Origin of the sequence: Bacillus sp. PAMC28571 (genome assembly GCF_014250435.1) — a bacterium.
In the GTDB taxonomy this organism is placed as follows: domain Bacteria; phylum Bacillota; class Bacilli; order Bacillales; family Bacillaceae; genus Bacillus; species Bacillus safensis.
Map to the genome: position 1 here is coordinate 3,637,523 of NZ_CP060191.1, position 14,641 is coordinate 3,652,163.

The 14,641-nt window shown below is 42.3% G+C and carries 22 protein-coding genes and 1 pseudogene; 22 read left to right on the forward strand and 1 reads right to left on the reverse strand.

The features are described from left to right. The 20 genes and pseudogenes from secY (at position 1) to H7F25_RS18535 (ending at position 12,649) form a co-directional block, all read left to right on the forward strand. Entirely contained in the window at positions 1-1,293 is a 1,293-nt protein-coding gene (gene secY / locus H7F25_RS18450) for a preprotein translocase subunit SecY (RefSeq protein ID WP_007496334.1), read from the forward strand. 55 nt (positions 1,294-1,348) lie between these two features. Further along, complete coding sequence (locus tag H7F25_RS18455; protein WP_024425604.1) at positions 1,349-2,002, forward strand: adenylate kinase; 654 nt, start codon at positions 1,349-1,351, stop codon at positions 2,000-2,002. Next, positions 1,999-2,745, forward strand: a complete 747-nt coding sequence (gene map / locus H7F25_RS18460; RefSeq protein WP_003217210.1) for a type I methionyl aminopeptidase — start codon at positions 1,999-2,001, stop codon at positions 2,743-2,745. The genes H7F25_RS18455 and map overlap by 4 nt, the downstream gene beginning before the upstream one ends. A 27-nt stretch (positions 2,746-2,772) precedes the next feature. Continuing rightward, positions 2,773-3,079, forward strand: a pseudogene (locus tag H7F25_RS19425) (RNA-binding protein). Continuing rightward, positions 3,057-3,275 (forward strand): translation initiation factor IF-1, encoded by a 219-nt coding sequence (gene infA / locus H7F25_RS18465; RefSeq protein WP_003217190.1) that lies wholly within the window; start codon positions 3,057-3,059, stop codon positions 3,273-3,275. The pseudogene H7F25_RS19425 and the gene infA overlap by 23 nt, the downstream one beginning before the upstream one ends. A 31-nt stretch (positions 3,276-3,306) precedes the next feature. Then, the gene (gene rpmJ, locus H7F25_RS18470) at positions 3,307-3,420 is read left to right on the forward strand and encodes a 50S ribosomal protein L36 (RefSeq protein WP_003156543.1); all 114 of its coding nucleotides are present in this window, start codon (positions 3,307-3,309) and stop codon (positions 3,418-3,420) included. Positions 3,421-3,441: 21 nt separating this feature from the next. Further along, a complete protein-coding gene (gene rpsM, locus H7F25_RS18475; protein ID WP_003217023.1) occupies positions 3,442-3,807 on the forward strand; it encodes a 30S ribosomal protein S13 in 366 nt (121 codons plus the stop codon). 20 nt (positions 3,808-3,827) lie between these two features. Beyond that, positions 3,828-4,223 carry a 30S ribosomal protein S11 gene (gene rpsK, locus H7F25_RS18480; protein ID WP_003217231.1) on the forward strand — a complete coding sequence of 132 codons (396 nt, stop codon included), beginning with the start codon at positions 3,828-3,830 and terminating at the stop codon, positions 4,221-4,223. A 175-nt stretch (positions 4,224-4,398) separates the two neighbouring features. Beyond that, positions 4,399-5,343, forward strand: a complete 945-nt coding sequence (locus H7F25_RS18485; RefSeq protein ID WP_003217009.1) for a DNA-directed RNA polymerase subunit alpha — start codon at positions 4,399-4,401, stop codon at positions 5,341-5,343. 75 nt (positions 5,344-5,418) lie between these two features. Next, the gene (gene rplQ / locus H7F25_RS18490; protein ID WP_003216944.1) at positions 5,419-5,781 is read left to right on the forward strand and encodes a 50S ribosomal protein L17; all 363 of its coding nucleotides are present in this window, start codon (positions 5,419-5,421) and stop codon (positions 5,779-5,781) included. Between the two features lie 126 nt (positions 5,782-5,907). After that, positions 5,908-6,750, forward strand: a complete 843-nt coding sequence (locus tag H7F25_RS18495; RefSeq protein WP_008356549.1) for an energy-coupling factor ABC transporter ATP-binding protein — start codon at positions 5,908-5,910, stop codon at positions 6,748-6,750. Next, entirely contained in the window at positions 6,726-7,595 is an 870-nt protein-coding gene (locus tag H7F25_RS18500; RefSeq protein WP_024425606.1) for an energy-coupling factor ABC transporter ATP-binding protein, read from the forward strand. Before H7F25_RS18495 ends, H7F25_RS18500 begins: the two co-directional genes overlap by 25 nt. After that, entirely contained in the window at positions 7,592-8,389 is a 798-nt protein-coding gene (locus H7F25_RS18505) for an energy-coupling factor transporter transmembrane component T family protein (RefSeq protein ID WP_024425607.1), read from the forward strand. Before H7F25_RS18500 ends, H7F25_RS18505 begins: the two co-directional genes overlap by 4 nt. An 11-nt stretch (positions 8,390-8,400) precedes the next feature. Beyond that, entirely contained in the window at positions 8,401-9,144 is a 744-nt protein-coding gene (gene truA / locus H7F25_RS18510; protein ID WP_133745009.1) for a tRNA pseudouridine(38-40) synthase TruA, read from the forward strand. Between the two features lie 165 nt (positions 9,145-9,309). Next, positions 9,310-9,747, forward strand: coding sequence for a 50S ribosomal protein L13 (rplM, locus tag H7F25_RS18515; RefSeq protein WP_003217042.1), 438 nt, complete (start codon positions 9,310-9,312; stop codon positions 9,745-9,747). 20 nt (positions 9,748-9,767) lie between these two features. Then, positions 9,768-10,160: a 30S ribosomal protein S9 gene (gene rpsI, locus H7F25_RS18520; RefSeq protein WP_007496354.1), complete on the forward strand. Its 393-nt coding sequence runs from the start codon at positions 9,768-9,770 to the stop codon at positions 10,158-10,160. A gap of 177 nt (positions 10,161-10,337) precedes the next feature. Continuing rightward, the gene (locus H7F25_RS18525) at positions 10,338-10,862 is read left to right on the forward strand and encodes a GNAT family N-acetyltransferase (protein ID WP_185854034.1); all 525 of its coding nucleotides are present in this window, start codon (positions 10,338-10,340) and stop codon (positions 10,860-10,862) included. Between the two features lie 189 nt (positions 10,863-11,051). Next, positions 11,052-11,462, forward strand: coding sequence for a GNAT family N-acetyltransferase (locus tag H7F25_RS18530; protein WP_221899241.1), 411 nt, complete (start codon positions 11,052-11,054; stop codon positions 11,460-11,462). 171 nt (positions 11,463-11,633) lie between these two features. Beyond that, on the forward strand, positions 11,634-11,957 hold the full coding sequence (locus H7F25_RS19430) for a serine hydrolase (protein ID WP_260627224.1): 324 nt from the start codon (positions 11,634-11,636) through the stop codon (positions 11,955-11,957). 14 nt (positions 11,958-11,971) lie between these two features. Continuing rightward, positions 11,972-12,649 (forward strand): serine hydrolase, encoded by a 678-nt coding sequence (locus H7F25_RS18535; protein ID WP_260627225.1) that lies wholly within the window; start codon positions 11,972-11,974, stop codon positions 12,647-12,649. Between the two features lie 36 nt (positions 12,650-12,685). Here H7F25_RS18535 and H7F25_RS18540 read toward each other — a convergent pair whose 3' ends face one another. Next, positions 12,686-13,255 carry a DUF4825 domain-containing protein gene (locus H7F25_RS18540; protein ID WP_044333887.1) on the reverse strand — a complete coding sequence of 190 codons (570 nt, stop codon included), beginning with the start codon at positions 13,253-13,255 and terminating at the stop codon, positions 12,686-12,688. Between the two features lie 152 nt (positions 13,256-13,407). Here H7F25_RS18540 and H7F25_RS18545 point away from each other — a divergent pair, with 152 nt between their 5' ends. Both H7F25_RS18545 and cwlD read left to right on the forward strand, forming a co-directional pair. Further along, positions 13,408-13,851 carry a DUF2521 family protein gene (locus tag H7F25_RS18545; RefSeq protein ID WP_044333888.1) on the forward strand — a complete coding sequence of 148 codons (444 nt, stop codon included), beginning with the start codon at positions 13,408-13,410 and terminating at the stop codon, positions 13,849-13,851. 58 nt (positions 13,852-13,909) lie between these two features. Then, the gene (gene cwlD / locus H7F25_RS18550; protein ID WP_024425615.1) at positions 13,910-14,623 is read left to right on the forward strand and encodes an N-acetylmuramoyl-L-alanine amidase CwlD; all 714 of its coding nucleotides are present in this window, start codon (positions 13,910-13,912) and stop codon (positions 14,621-14,623) included. The last annotated feature ends 18 nt before the right edge of the window (positions 14,624-14,641 follow it).

Here is a 14,641-nt window from a genome sequence, read left to right on the forward strand (position 1 = left end):
TTGTTTAAGACAATCTCCAATTTTATGCGCGTGAAAGATATACGGAATAAGATTATATTCACACTTTTAATGTTAGTCGTCTTTCGTATAGGTGCTTTCATCCCTGTGCCTAATGTGAACGCCGAAGTTCTCCAGGCACAGGATCAAATGAGTGTTTTCGGAATCCTCAACACGTTTGGGGGCGGGGCACTTTTCCAATTCTCCATTCTTGCAATGGGGATTATGCCGTATATCACTGCTTCGATCATCATTCAGCTCTTGCAGATGGATGTTGTTCCGAAGTTTACTGAGTGGTCAAAGCAAGGAGAGGTTGGCCGCCGAAAATTAGCACAATTCACAAGGTATTTTACAATTGTTCTAGGATTTATCCAGGCGCTAGGAATGTCATATGGATTCAACAATATGGCAGGAGGCATGCTGATTGAAAACCCTGGTGTTTCAACGTATCTCTTAATTGCGGTCGTACTCACTGCGGGAACAGCATTTTTAATGTGGCTGGGTGAGCAGATTACTGCTCACGGTGTTGGTAATGGTATTTCGATTATTATCTTTGCCGGTATCATCGCTGGTATCCCTCAAACATTAAAACAAGTGTACGCTCAACAATTTGTAGGTGGAGATGGACAGCTGTTCATGCAAATCCTTAAAATTGCCCTTATTGTCATTGCCATTCTTGTCATTGTTATCGGTGTTATTTACATTCAAATGGCAGTGAGAAAGATTGCAATTCAATATTCAAAAGGAACTGGCCGTGCACAAATGTCTGCTAGCCAAGCAACGCACCTTCCATTGAAAGTGAATCCAGCAGGGGTGATTCCAGTTATCTTTGCCGTTTCTTTCATTATTACTCCGCAGACGATCGCATCGTTCTTCGGAACCAATAATGTGACAACTTGGATAACCAACAACTTTGACTATACTAAGCCAATCGGTATGACGATTTATGTAGCACTGATTGTTGCTTTCACATATTTTTATGCCTTTGTCCAAGTCAATCCTGAACAAATGGCTGAAAATCTGCAAAAGCAGGGTGGCTATATCCCGGGAGTTCGTCCAGGGAAAATGACTCAAGATAGAATTACGAGCATTTTGTACCGACTCACGTTTGTGGGCGCCATTTTCTTAGCCGTGATTTCAATACTTCCTATCTTTTTCATTCAATTCGCTGGATTACCTTCCGCTGCACAAATTGGCGGCACAAGTCTTCTCATTGTTGTAGGTGTTGCACTTGAAACAATGAAACAGCTTGAAAGCCAATTAGTGAAACGAAATTACCGTGGATTTATGAAATAAAACAGAGGGCTGGGCAGCTGCCCAACCTCTCTAAGTAAGGAAGGGGAAATCCGAAATGAACTTAGTCTTAATGGGGCTTCCGGGTGCTGGTAAAGGCACTCAGGCAGAACGAATTGTTGATGATTATGGGATCCCTCATATCTCAACAGGAGATATGTTCCGCGCTGCTATGAAAGAGGAGACACAACTTGGGCTCGAAGCAAAATCCTTTATCGATAAAGGAGAGCTTGTTCCTGATGAGGTCACAATCGGTATTGTTAGAGAAAGACTTGGCAAAAATGATTGTGAACAAGGTTTTCTTCTGGACGGATTTCCGCGAACAGTCGCTCAGGCTGAAGCTTTAGAAGAAATTCTAAAGGACCTTGGCAGAACGATTGATTATGTCATTAATATTAAAGTCGATAAAGATGCTTTGATGGAGCGTCTGACTGGCCGAAGAATTTGCAAAAATTGCGGAGCAACATATCATTTAGTATTCAATCCACCTGCGAAAGAAAATGTTTGCGACAAGTGCGGAGGCGAGCTTTATCAACGTGCAGATGATAATGCAGAAACCGTTTCGACTAGACTTGAAGTAAACTTAAAGCAGACTGAACCTTTACTGAACTTCTATTCAGAAAAAGGATATCTTGCAAACATTGATGGTGCGAAGCACATTAACGATGTATATGCAGATATCAAGGACCTGCTTGGAGGATTAAATAAATGATTATCTGTAAAACTCCTCGCGAGCTTGAGATTATGAGAGAAGCTGGACGTATTGTCGCACTGACTCATGAAGAGCTGAAGAAACACATAAAACCAGGTATTTCGACAAAAGAATTGGATCAAATTGCCGAACGTTTTATTACAAAGCAGGGTGCAATCCCATCTTTTAAAGGGTATAATGGTTTTCGCGGGAGCATTTGCGTTTCGGTGAATGAAGAACTCGTTCACGGTATTCCTGGTAAACGGGTTTTACGTGATGGTGACATCATTAGTATCGATATTGGCGCAAAGTTAAATGGCTATCATGGTGACTCTGCTTGGACTTATCCAGTTGGGGTAATCAGTGATGAAGACCGCAAACTACTGGAAGTCACAGAGGAATCTCTATATAAAGGCTTACAGGAAGCAAAGCCAGGCGAACGTCTGTCGAACATTTCCCATGCCATACAAACGTATGTTGAAAATGAGAATTTTTCAGTTGTTAGAGAATATGTTGGACATGGGGTCGGACAGGATCTTCATGAGGACCCTCAAATTCCTCATTATGGTCCGCCCAACAAAGGCCCGCGGCTAAAACCTGGAATGGTGTTGGCCATCGAACCGATGGTGAACGCAGGCAGCCGATATGTGAAAACATTGGCTGATAACTGGACGGTTGTAACGGTTGATGGGAAAAAGTGTGCTCACTTTGAGCATACGATTGCGATTACAGATACAGGTTTTGATATACTGACTAAGATTTAGGTCTTCACTGAAGCCTTTCAGGCCCAAATCGGGCAGGTTGTCTGTATAGTCCAAAGAAAGAACAAGATCAGTATACAGGTGTCATCGGCATATTCGTTGACTGCCATGTACTAATCGCAGACGGAGAAAAGCGTAAATTTCATTCTCCTAAGAAAAAATATCAATCATATAACCTTTTATGATTGCGTATCTCCGGAAGTTCAGAACAGTATATTCAAAACAGGTCGGGTGATAGATGAACAATTGAGAGATTCTCATTTGGACATTTGTCAGAGAGCAAGTTACTGATTTGAAGAAGGGAGAACACTTGAATGGCGAAAGACGATGTAATTGAAGTGGAAGGTACTGTAGCAGAAACTTTGCCAAACGCAATGTTCAAAGTTGAACTAGAGAATGGTCATACAGTTTTGGCTCATGTATCAGGAAAAATCCGTATGCACTTCATTCGCATTTTACCTGGAGACAAAGTTACGGTAGAATTATCTCCATATGACTTAACTCGTGGTAGAATTACGTACCGTTACAAATAAAGCAACTCCGGAAGAAGGAGGTTGGAAACACATGAAAGTGAGACCATCTGTTAAACCTATCTGTGAAAAATGTAAAGTGATTCGCAGAAAAGGAAAAGTAATGGTGATCTGTGAAAACCCAAAACATAAACAAAAACAAGGCTAATAACAAGGAGGTGCCCAAATCATGGCTCGTATTGCTGGTGTAGATATTCCACGTGATAAGCGTGTTGTCATTTCTTTAACATATGTTTTTGGAATTGGTCGTACGACTGCGCAACAAGTCCTTAAAGAAGCAGGTGTTTCTGAAGACACTCGCGTTCGCGATCTAACTGAAGACGAACTTGGTAAAATCCGTGATATCATTGACAAACTTAAAGTAGAAGGTGACCTTCGTCGTGAAGTTTCACTTAACATTAAGCGTCTAATTGAAATCGGAAGCTACCGCGGAATCCGTCATCGTAGAGGACTTCCTGTTCGTGGACAAAACACAAAAAACAACGCGCGTACTCGTAAAGGTCCGCGTCGTACTGTAGCTAACAAGAAAAAATAAGTAAAGGAGGTAGTTAAAGAATGGCTGCTGCTCGTAAACAAAATACGCGTAAACGTCGCGTGAAAAAGAATATTGAAGCTGGAATCGCTCATATCCGTTCCACTTTCAACAACACGATTGTAACGATTACTGATGTTCATGGAAACGCAATTTCTTGGTCAAGTGCTGGTGCATTAGGATTCAGAGGTTCTCGTAAATCTACTCCTTTCGCTGCACAAATGGCTGCTGAAACAGCTGCTAAAGGTTCTATCGAACACGGTCTTAAAACACTTGAAGTAACTGTTAAAGGTCCTGGTTCTGGTCGTGAAGCTGCAATTCGTGCGCTTCAAGCTGCAGGTCTTGAAGTTACTGCAATTAGAGACGTAACTCCAGTTCCTCATAACGGATGCCGTCCACCAAAACGTCGCCGCGTGTAATTTGTTTGTATAGATTTTGTGTCCCTGTCAATAATGGGTTATGATACAGTTATTTATGAGACGAATACACGACTCGTTGCCTGAGCACATACGGGACTAAACAATGAGGAATTTCGGATGGAATCTCATATGATTCTATTCGAGGTTTCGACGTTTTGAAGGAGGGTTTTATTAGATGATCGAAATTGAAAAACCAAAAATCGAAACGGTTGAAATCAGCGACGATGCCAAGTATGGCAAGTTTGTCGTAGAGCCACTTGAGCGTGGATATGGTACCACTTTAGGGAACTCCCTTCGTCGTATCCTTTTATCCTCACTTCCTGGTGCAGCTGTAACATCGATCCAGATAGATGGTGTCTTACACGAATTCTCAACGATCGAAGGCGTGGTTGAAGATGTTACAACGATTATCTTAAACATTAAAAAGCTTGCACTCAAAATCTACTCTGAAGAAGAGAAGACGCTTGAAATTGATGTACAAGATGAAGGTACTGTAACAGCTGCTGATATTACACACGACAGCGATATTGAAATCTTAAATCCAGATCTTCACATCGCAACTCTTGGCAAGAATGCGAGCTTCCGTGTTCGCTTAACTGCACAAAGAGGTCGCGGGTATAATCCTGCTGATGCAAACAAAAGAGACGATCAGCCAATCGGTGTGATTCCGATCGACTCAATCTATACACCTGTATCTCGTGTGACTTATCAAGTGGAGAACACCCGTGTTGGGCAAATCACAAACTATGATAAATTAACACTAGATGTATGGACTGATGGAAGCACAGGACCGAAAGAAGCGATCGCTCTAGGTTCTAAGATTTTAACTGAACACCTGAATATTTTCGTTGGGTTAACTGACGAAGCTCAGCATGCTGAAATCATGGTTGAGAAAGAAGAAGACCAAAAAGAAAAAGTGCTTGAAATGACAATTGAAGAGCTTGATCTTTCTGTTCGTTCTTACAACTGTTTGAAGCGTGCGGGTATTAACACTGTTCAAGAGCTTGCTAACAAGACAGAAGAGGATATGATGAAAGTTCGTAACCTTGGACGTAAATCTCTTGAAGAAGTGAAAGCGAAACTAGAAGAACTTGGACTGGGTCTTCGTAAAGACGATTGACTAGTTTCATTGTGAACTAGGATTTTCGTGTGTTTTTTATTCATACAGCATCTCTAATTAAGGAGGGGACATCACATGGCATACAGAAAGCTAGGACGCACTAGTGCACAACGTAAAGCAATGCTTCGTGACCTAACGACTGATTTGATCATCAACGAACGCATCGAAACAACTGAAACACGTGCGAAAGAACTTCGCTCTGTAGTTGAAAAAATGATCACTCTTGGCAAACGCGGAGATCTTCATGCTCGCCGTCAAGCTGCAGCTTACATTCGTAATGAAGTAGCTAACGCTGAAACAAACCAAGATGCACTTCAAAAATTATTCGCTGACGTTGCAACTCGCTACGAAGATCGCCAAGGTGGATACACTCGTATCATGAAGCTTGGACCTCGTCGCGGCGATGGCGCACCAATGGCTGTCATTGAATTAGTTTAATCACATATCGTGTATCTAAGAAAGGGCGGGACAGTTCATAACTGGATCTATGCCCTTTTTTAGGTACTACGGCTTTTTTTAGGAATAAGCAAAGAAGAGGTTGAGCTGAGAGGAGGTCCGGTAGAGATGGGGAAGACATTAATTGACGTAAAGGACATTGTATTTCGTTATCACAAGGACGCGGACAAGCCCGCTTTAGATCAAGTGTCACTGCATGTGAATCAAAATGAATGGCTCGCCATTGTTGGTCATAACGGTTCAGGTAAATCCACACTTGCCCGTGTGCTGAATGGGCTCATTTTACCGGATGCTGGTACGGTCAAGGTTGGAGAGATTGAGCTCAAAGAAGAAAGTGTTTGGGATATTCGCAAAAAGGTCGGAATGGTCTTTCAAAACCCAGATAACCAATTTGTGGGCTCAACAGTTCGTGATGATGTGGCTTTTGGTTTAGAAAATAACGGGGTTGAGCGGGAATTGATGATAGAACGTGTAGATTGGGCTGTCAAACAGGTCAATATGCAGGAGTTTCTTGATCAAGAGCCGCACCATCTATCAGGCGGGCAGAAGCAGAGAGTCGCCATTGCAGGTGTGCTTGCCGCAAGCCCTGACATCATGATCTTGGATGAAGCAACATCAATGCTTGATCCGATTGGCCGTGAAGAAGTGTTAGAAACTGTTAGACTACTGAAGGAACAAGGAACCGTCACAGTCATTTCCATCACACATGATTTAGACGAGGCTGCCAAGGCAGACCGCGTCATTGTGATGAATGGCGGGAAGAAATTTGCCGAGGGAACGCCAGAGGAAGTATTTGAACTAGATGAACAGCTGGTTCAGATTGGACTTGATCTGCCATTCTCTTATCGATTGAGCAAGCAATTGAAGCAGCAAGGTGTGCCGCTTGCAAATGCCCATTTGACACAAGAAGGATTGGTGAAAGAGCTATGGACATTACGATCAAAGAATTAGAGCATCGTTATCAAATGAAAACGCCGTTTGAGCGTCTCGCTTTGTATGATGTCAATGCTTCCATCAAAGAGGGCAGCTATGTCGCTGTCATTGGTCATACGGGCTCTGGCAAGTCTACATTGCTGCAGCATTTAAATGGATTGCTCAAACCAACGAAGGGGAGCATTGCGCTTGGAGAGACCATTTTACAAGCCAATAAAAAGCAGAAGGATATGAAACCTCTCCGGAAAAAGGTAGGCATCGTGTTTCAGTTTCCTGAACATCAGCTCTTTGAGGAAACCATCCTCAAGGATATCTGCTTTGGTCCAATGAACTTCGGTGTCCCTCAAGAGAAGGCAGAAGCGAAGGCGAAGGAGATGCTGAAACTGGTGGGTCTTCCTGAATCCCTATTATCTCGATCTCCCTTTGAACTAAGCGGCGGTCAAATGAGACGTGTGGCAATTGCAGGCGTTTTAGCGATGGAGCCAGAAGTGCTTGTGCTTGATGAGCCGACTGCTGGGCTGGATCCACGCGGACGGAAGGAAATCATGGACATGTTCTATGACCTTCATCAAAAGGCAAACCTTACCACGATCCTGGTCACACATAGTATGGAGGATGCCGCTCATTATGCGGATCAAATGATTGTGATGCATAAAGGGACAGTGAAGGCGACAGGCACGCCGAGAGAGTTGTTTGCTAATCGTACAGACATGTCTTCGTTTGGTCTCGACCTCCCAGAAACGATTAAATTCCAGCAGACTGTAGAAGAAAAGCTTGGTATTACGTTTCCAAGGCCGCTTCTGACCATGGATGAGATGGCAGAAGCCTTAACAGCTCTTTATCAGGAGGACACGACATCATGATGGATAGTATGATTATCGGCAAATATGTGCCAGGCTCATCCTTTGTCCATCGTCTTGATCCAAGGACAAAGCTGTTATCAATTTTCTTTTTTGTCTTTATTGTCTTTTTTGCTAATAATTACATCACTTACGGGCTGTTAGGTGTCTTTACCATTCTTGTGGTGATGGTTTCTCAGGTGCCGCTATACTTTATTCTCAAGGGAATGAAGCCGATCCTATGGATTGTCCTGTTTACCTTTATTCTGCATATTTTCATGACAAAGGATGGCGCCTTGCTATTCCACTTTGGTTTTCTGAATATTTATGAAGAAGGTCTAAAGCAGGGGATCTTCATTTCACTCCGTTTTGTCTATCTCATTATGATGACGACACTTCTTACGTTAACCACAACGCCTATAGAAGTGACAGACGGGATGGAAAAACTGCTGCACCCATTCCGTAAAATCAAACTGCCTGTTCATGAACTTGCTCTCATGATGTCCATCTCTCTTCGGTTTATTCCGACGTTATTAGAAGAGACGGATAAAATCATGAAGGCACAAATGGCACGAGGCGTTGATTTTACAAGCGGACCTTTAAAGGATCGCCTGAAAGCTATCGTTCCTTTGCTTGTTCCGCTTTTCGTCAGTGCGTTTAAGCGTGCAGAGGAACTGGCGACCGCGATGGAAGCGAGAGGCTACCGCGGGGGAGAAGGACGGACGAAATACCGTCAGCTTGTCTGGGGCATGAAGGACACGTTCACGCTGCTTCTATTCATCCTGTTAACAGCACTCCTTGTGCTGCTTAGAAATTAGGTGATTCCTAGATGAAGGTCAAATGTACCGTATCCTACGATGGGACACATTTTAAAGGCTATCAGGTGCAGCCAGGGCAGCGAACCGTTCAGACAGAGATAGAGTCTGCCCTGGCAAGAATGCACAAACAGGATGAACTGATTCCGATTGTGGCTTCCGGCCGGACGGACAGCGGTGTTCATGCAAAGGGACAGGTCATCCATTTTGAGACCCCGCTCTCGATCCCGATGGAGAGATGGCCTTTTGCCCTCAACAGCCTGCTGCCGGGTGATATCCGTGTTCTAAAGGCTGAGGAGGTCGATGATTCGTTTCATGCCAGATTTGGTGTTGTTTCGAAGGAGTACCGTTATAAGGTCTCAACAGAAACCCACCAAAATGTGTTCACGAGACAGTATGCCTGCCACTATCCTTACCGGCTGGACATCGATAAAATGAGAGAAGCCGCAGAGCACCTGATTGGGACACATGACTTTACAAGCTTTTGTGCGGCCAATACAGAGGTTCAGGACAAGGTGAGGGATATTTATGCCCTCGAGTGGAGAAACGTCTCAGACGGGCTTGAAATGCGTGTGAGAGGGAATGGTTTTTTATACAACATGGTGCGGATTATCGCTGGAACGTTGCTTGAAATCGGTTCTGGTAAATTTCACCCTGAGGAGATAAAAGCCATGCTTGCCGCCCGAAATCGCGAAGCGGCAGGCAAGACTGCGCCTAGTCACGGACTGTATTTATGGGAAGTTTTCTATGACAACTAAACCAGGTGTAACATGTTCTTGACACAGGAAGCAGAAAGTTATAAGATATCATATGGTATGTATTTCAACCCCACAAATAAGCCCCGGAAGACTTATCTGTGTTTTGAAATAGAACGTAGCATTTGATTCAAGGAAAATTCATTGATTTATTTAGGAGGGAAACTCATGCGTACAACACCAATGGCGAACGCAAGCACAATTGAGCGCAAATGGCTAGTTGTTGATGCGGCAGGCAAGACTCTAGGTCGTCTTTCTACTGAAGTAGCATCACTTTTGCGCGGTAAGCACAAACCAACTTATACACCACACGTTGATACAGGTGATCATGTGATCATCATCAATGCTGAGAAAATCGAATTAACTGGCAAGAAATTGACGGACAAAATTTACTACCGTCACACGATGCACCCAGGTGGTTTGAAACAAAGAACTGCTCTTGAGATGCGTACAAACTACCCTGAAAAAATGTTGGAGCTTGCTATCAAAGGTATGCTTCCAAAGGGTCCACTAGGTCGTCAAATGTTCAAAAAATTAAATGTGTACCGTGGTTCTGAGCATCCACATCAAGCACAACAACCTGAAGTTTACGAACTTCGCGGTTAATTATAAGGGAGGTTAACAATTTGGCACAGGTTCAATATTACGGTACAGGTCGTCGTAAAAGTTCTGTAGCGCGCGTTCGCTTAGTTCCAGGTGAAGGCCGTATCGTCGTTAATAATCGTGAAATTACTGAATACATTCCATTCGCTGCTTTAATCGAAGACGTGAAACAGCCTTTGAACATCACAGAAACAGCTAACAGCTACGATGTTCTTGTAAATGTTCACGGTGGTGGATTCTCTGGTCAAGCTGGAGCAATTCGTCACGGTATCTCTCGTGCTCTTCTAGAAGTAGATCCTGAGTACCGTACACCACTTAAACGTGCTGGACTTCTTACTCGTGACTCTCGTATGAAAGAGCGTAAGAAATACGGTCTTAAAGGCGCTCGTCGCGCACCTCAGTTCTCAAAACGTTAATCAATTTTATATTGTATGGACGTTTTACAAAGGTTTGTTACAGACAAACCTTATAAAAAAAGCATCAGCATCCTGCTGGTGCTTTTTTATTTGTGTTTTTTTCTGTATGGAAACATATAAAATAGGATTATAACAAGGTTTCTGTTTAAAAAACGAAGTCTATGGAGGGGGTGTCATATGAATCTAACAACAGAAAGGTGTATCATTCGCTCATTTGCTGAGGATGATTGGCAGGATGTCTATGCATATACTTCTGATCCGGAAGTGATGAAGTATATTCCGGAAGGTGTTTTTTCTAAAGAAAATGCGCAGGAATTTGTTAAAAATAATCGTCTTAAAACAGCCAAGAATTTTGCTGTTCTATTAAAAGAAGACCAGATTTGCATCGGGCATATCGTGTTTCATTCTTACTTTGGTGAGCACACTTATGAGATTGGCTGGGTTTTCAATCCTGCCTATCAAAACAAGGGATATGCATCAGAAGCGGCTTATGCTGTCCTGCATCATGGTTTTCACACACTAAACTTACATCGGATCATTGCCACTTGTCAGCCTGAAAATGTGCCATCGTGGAGAGTGATGGAGAAATTGGGGATGAGGAGAGAGGGGTATTTTAAACAGTGTATACCCCAAGGAAATGAGTGGTGGGATGAGTTTTACTATGCCCTCCTACAAGAGGAATGGTTCGAGAAGAGAGCTTGATCAGTTTTCATGATATGAAGTACTTTGATGAAAAAGCAGCTGATCAAATTTTTATATGAGAACGCTCTTAACTGGTATTTTAGTAAGTGAAAAACAGTCTTCCATCTATCATAGGAGGTGCTTTCATTGAATTTAAATCAATTGACATTTAGAGAAGCTGTGCAAGAAGATCTCGACAAAATCGTCTTCATGCTTTCAGATGATAAGTTAGGTCAAAAGAGAGAGCGTTACACTCGCCCATTATTAGAAAGCTATATCAAAGCCTTTCAATCAATCGATGCTGATCCAAATATTGAACTCATTGTTGCGTGTGACCAGAAAGAAGCAGTTGGTGTTCTTCAGTTAACCATGACGCCATTTCTTACACATCAAGGGGGATGGAGAGCATCCATTGAAGGAGTTCGTACGGCTTCGACCTATAGAGGAAAAGGAGTCGGCTCGCTGCTTATAAAGTGGGCCATTCAACGCGCAAGCGACCGCGGCTGTCATATGGTCCAGCTGACAACAGACAAACAGAGGCCAGAAGCACGCCATTTTTATGAGAAATTAGGATTTGCAGCCACTCATGAAGGAATGAAGCTGCATTTGCCCCATGAATAAGGACATCATGAAGCGGAGGATTCACAAACCTCTGCCTTTTTTGTGCCTTTATTTGAAATATTTGTTATATTAAACATGTAAATCCTCTGTTATTTGGAAAGGAGAAACATGTTACTCAAAACCGGTCTAATTGTCATATGTGTGGTCATACTTTACGTGGTGGTTCAAGTCTTGCTGTATAAAAGAGATATGAAGAAAACGAAGGAAGATCTTTTGACATTTGTCACAAAAAACAAAAAGGACGTTTCAGTGACAATCATTGAAAATGATGATGTAATGTTAGAATGGAATGCTGATCAAAAAACACCACTTGCAAGTACGGTGAAATTAGTGGTTTTATTTCATTTCGCTAAAGCTGTATCGAGCCGCACCATCAAGCTAGAGGAAAAAGTGGCATTGTCTGCTATAGAGCGGTTTTATATTGATAGACAGACGGTGGTGCGCACGCGTACTGGCTGGAGGTCAATGATTTTTCTGAGCATGCGACTTTATTAGATGTTGCCAAAGGGATGATGCAATTCAGTTCGAATGCTTGTACGGATTATTTGATTGACCGGCTGGGCTTAGAAAAGATCAATGATCAGATGAAACAAGCAGGTCTTACAGAACATGATGAACTCATGCCGCTGACGCCAATGATTTTGTGGTCCGCTTATGTATCTGATCGTCGGCGGGATGCATTCAAGAAAATGAGCGGTGTATCCGAAGAACAATACAAATCTCTAATGAATGAGATTTTTAATATCATGAAAAATGACCCAGAGCATAAAAAGGCGTTAGAAGAAAAAATGAAAAAAAAGAACTTATTAGGCTGGCGTATTCAATCATTACTGACGCAAAAGTTGACAAAGTCTACAACCAATCAATATGCACATTTTATGAAACGTCTCCAGGATGAGCTGTTAACAATAGAAGAAAAGAGTCTTTTTAGCCAAATCGTACTGGGAGAAACATTGAAAAAGGAAACAGATCAATATCTTTGGTATAAAGGCGGAGCAACATTGTTCGTTTTCACAGGTGCTTTATATCGAAGAACAGATACATCCTCTATATCCATTTCTCTTTTTATCAATGATCCGAAAGCGAACAATTCTCACTGGATTGGGGGAGTATTCAACGAATTTATGCTTACTGCAGCAGTGGATCAAAACTTTCGACAACGATTGATACAGGCTTTCAATACATAAACATCAAAAAACAGAGGGAAACATCCCTCTGTTTTATTATTTCTGCATTGGAAACGCTTTGTATACATCTTGGCGTTTCTTTTTTGACTTCACAACTCCATCAACCAGTTCCTTTTGCCAAAGCGCAGTATCGTCTTTGTACTTTTTAAAAGGGTGAGGGAGCTCTTTTTCTAGCTGTTTTCTTTTAAACGTGACGGACGGCTCGTCTTTAGAGCTCATGTTAAGTGTCACTTGCTCTACGTTATCGACAAGAATAAAAAGTGCGATGGCGTTGTATAAATACGTTTTTTCGATCGTATCCTTTTGATCAAACCAGAAGGCGTCAAACTGTTCTTCTGTATAGCCTGCATTTTCTTTTACTCCATACGTGACGTCTAATGCTTTTCCATCGATGATTTCAAATTCACGTATTACGCCTCCAGGAAGATCTGATAAGATTTCACGAATGGCTGAATTGTCACCGAGATACGTGTTTTTGTGTGTTGAAAGTTGTTTTAAGGATATGTCTTCTATTCCTTTTATATCGCTCTTTTTCTCTGTGGCTTGACTGCTGCATGCAGATAAGACGACTGTTAATAGCAGCAGGATATACATCCATTTCTTCATTGATTTTGCCCCTTTATTGTTCTTTCTATATGTAAATGTCTATTTTATCACAATTTTCCATTCCGATCGTTCACAGGCCGTCATTTCCATTTACTGAACTGCATGTTTTGTTCAAACCAACGAACAATACAAAGAAAAAAGGAGTTCAGTCCATGGCAGAAGTGCTTTCATTTTATCAACTAAAAACAAAAAGAGATGTCACGCTTGAAAAGAAGCTTTTGCGTACATTGTCTCTTCAACAAGTAACGGCCGCTTCTGAGAAATTCACAAAGAAGCTGTTTCCATTTGCAGATGATCCAGCTGGGATTATGAGTGATGGCTGTATCGATTTCGCCATTGAAGCTTTTTTAGCTGGCGGGAGATACGGTGAGTCGAGTAAATACGGGGAATCGTTCGACGATATCAAAAAACGGTCCTCCCAGGAGGAAGCTGAGCTGATTGAAGAGCTCGCAGGATGCTTGCAATCGTGGGGGAATATGTTCCGTATGGAGCGGAAGATGTCATGTTTATATCCATTTGCGAAAGATTTTTTAAGCATGTGGTGGCAGGAAGGCTTTCGTGAATCAGAAAAAAGACACAAGCTTCGGCTGCACTAAGCATATTTCCAGCCCTTGTCCCATATCTATAAAATAATGGTGTATGGGAGGGACAGGGATGAAAAGAAAGCTGAAGTGGACAGGGTTTTTAATCGGGTTTATTGTCCTCTTATTCTTATTCAGGTTTCAATTTCTAAATGATGATTCTTGGAAATCGTGGAATTTGCCTCTAAGCGGGAAGATCATCTATTTAGATCCGGGTCACGGCGGTCCAGATGGCGGGGCTGTAGGAGGAGAGCTGCTTGAGAAAGAGATTGCGCTAGATGTATCCATGAAGATACGTGACTATTTGCAGGAGCAGGGAGCACTTGTTCTCATGACCCGAGAGGATGATTCTGATTTATCATCAAAGAATACAAAGGGTTATGCCCGGAAGAAAGCGGAGGATTTAAGGAACCGCGTTAAAGTTATCAATGAATCTGAAGCGGACCTCTATTTAAGCATTCATTTAAATGCGATACCATCGAACAAATGGAGCGGAGCGCAGACGTTTTTTTACGGAAAGTATGAAGAGAATGAAAAGGCGGCGAAGTTCATTCAAGATGAATTACGCAGAAATCTTGAAAACACAGATCGAAAAGCGAAGCGGATCAACGGCATTTATTTAATGCAAAATGTCACAAAGCCAGGAGCTCTTGTGGAAATTGGATTTCTCTCCAATCCGAAAGAGGCTGGCCAGCTGGCAACACCTAAATATCAGGATCAAATTGCTGCCTCTATTTATAAAGGGATTTTAAGATATTTAACAGAGCAAAAAGAGCCGCCTGAATAAGGGGCTTTTTCCTTTTGA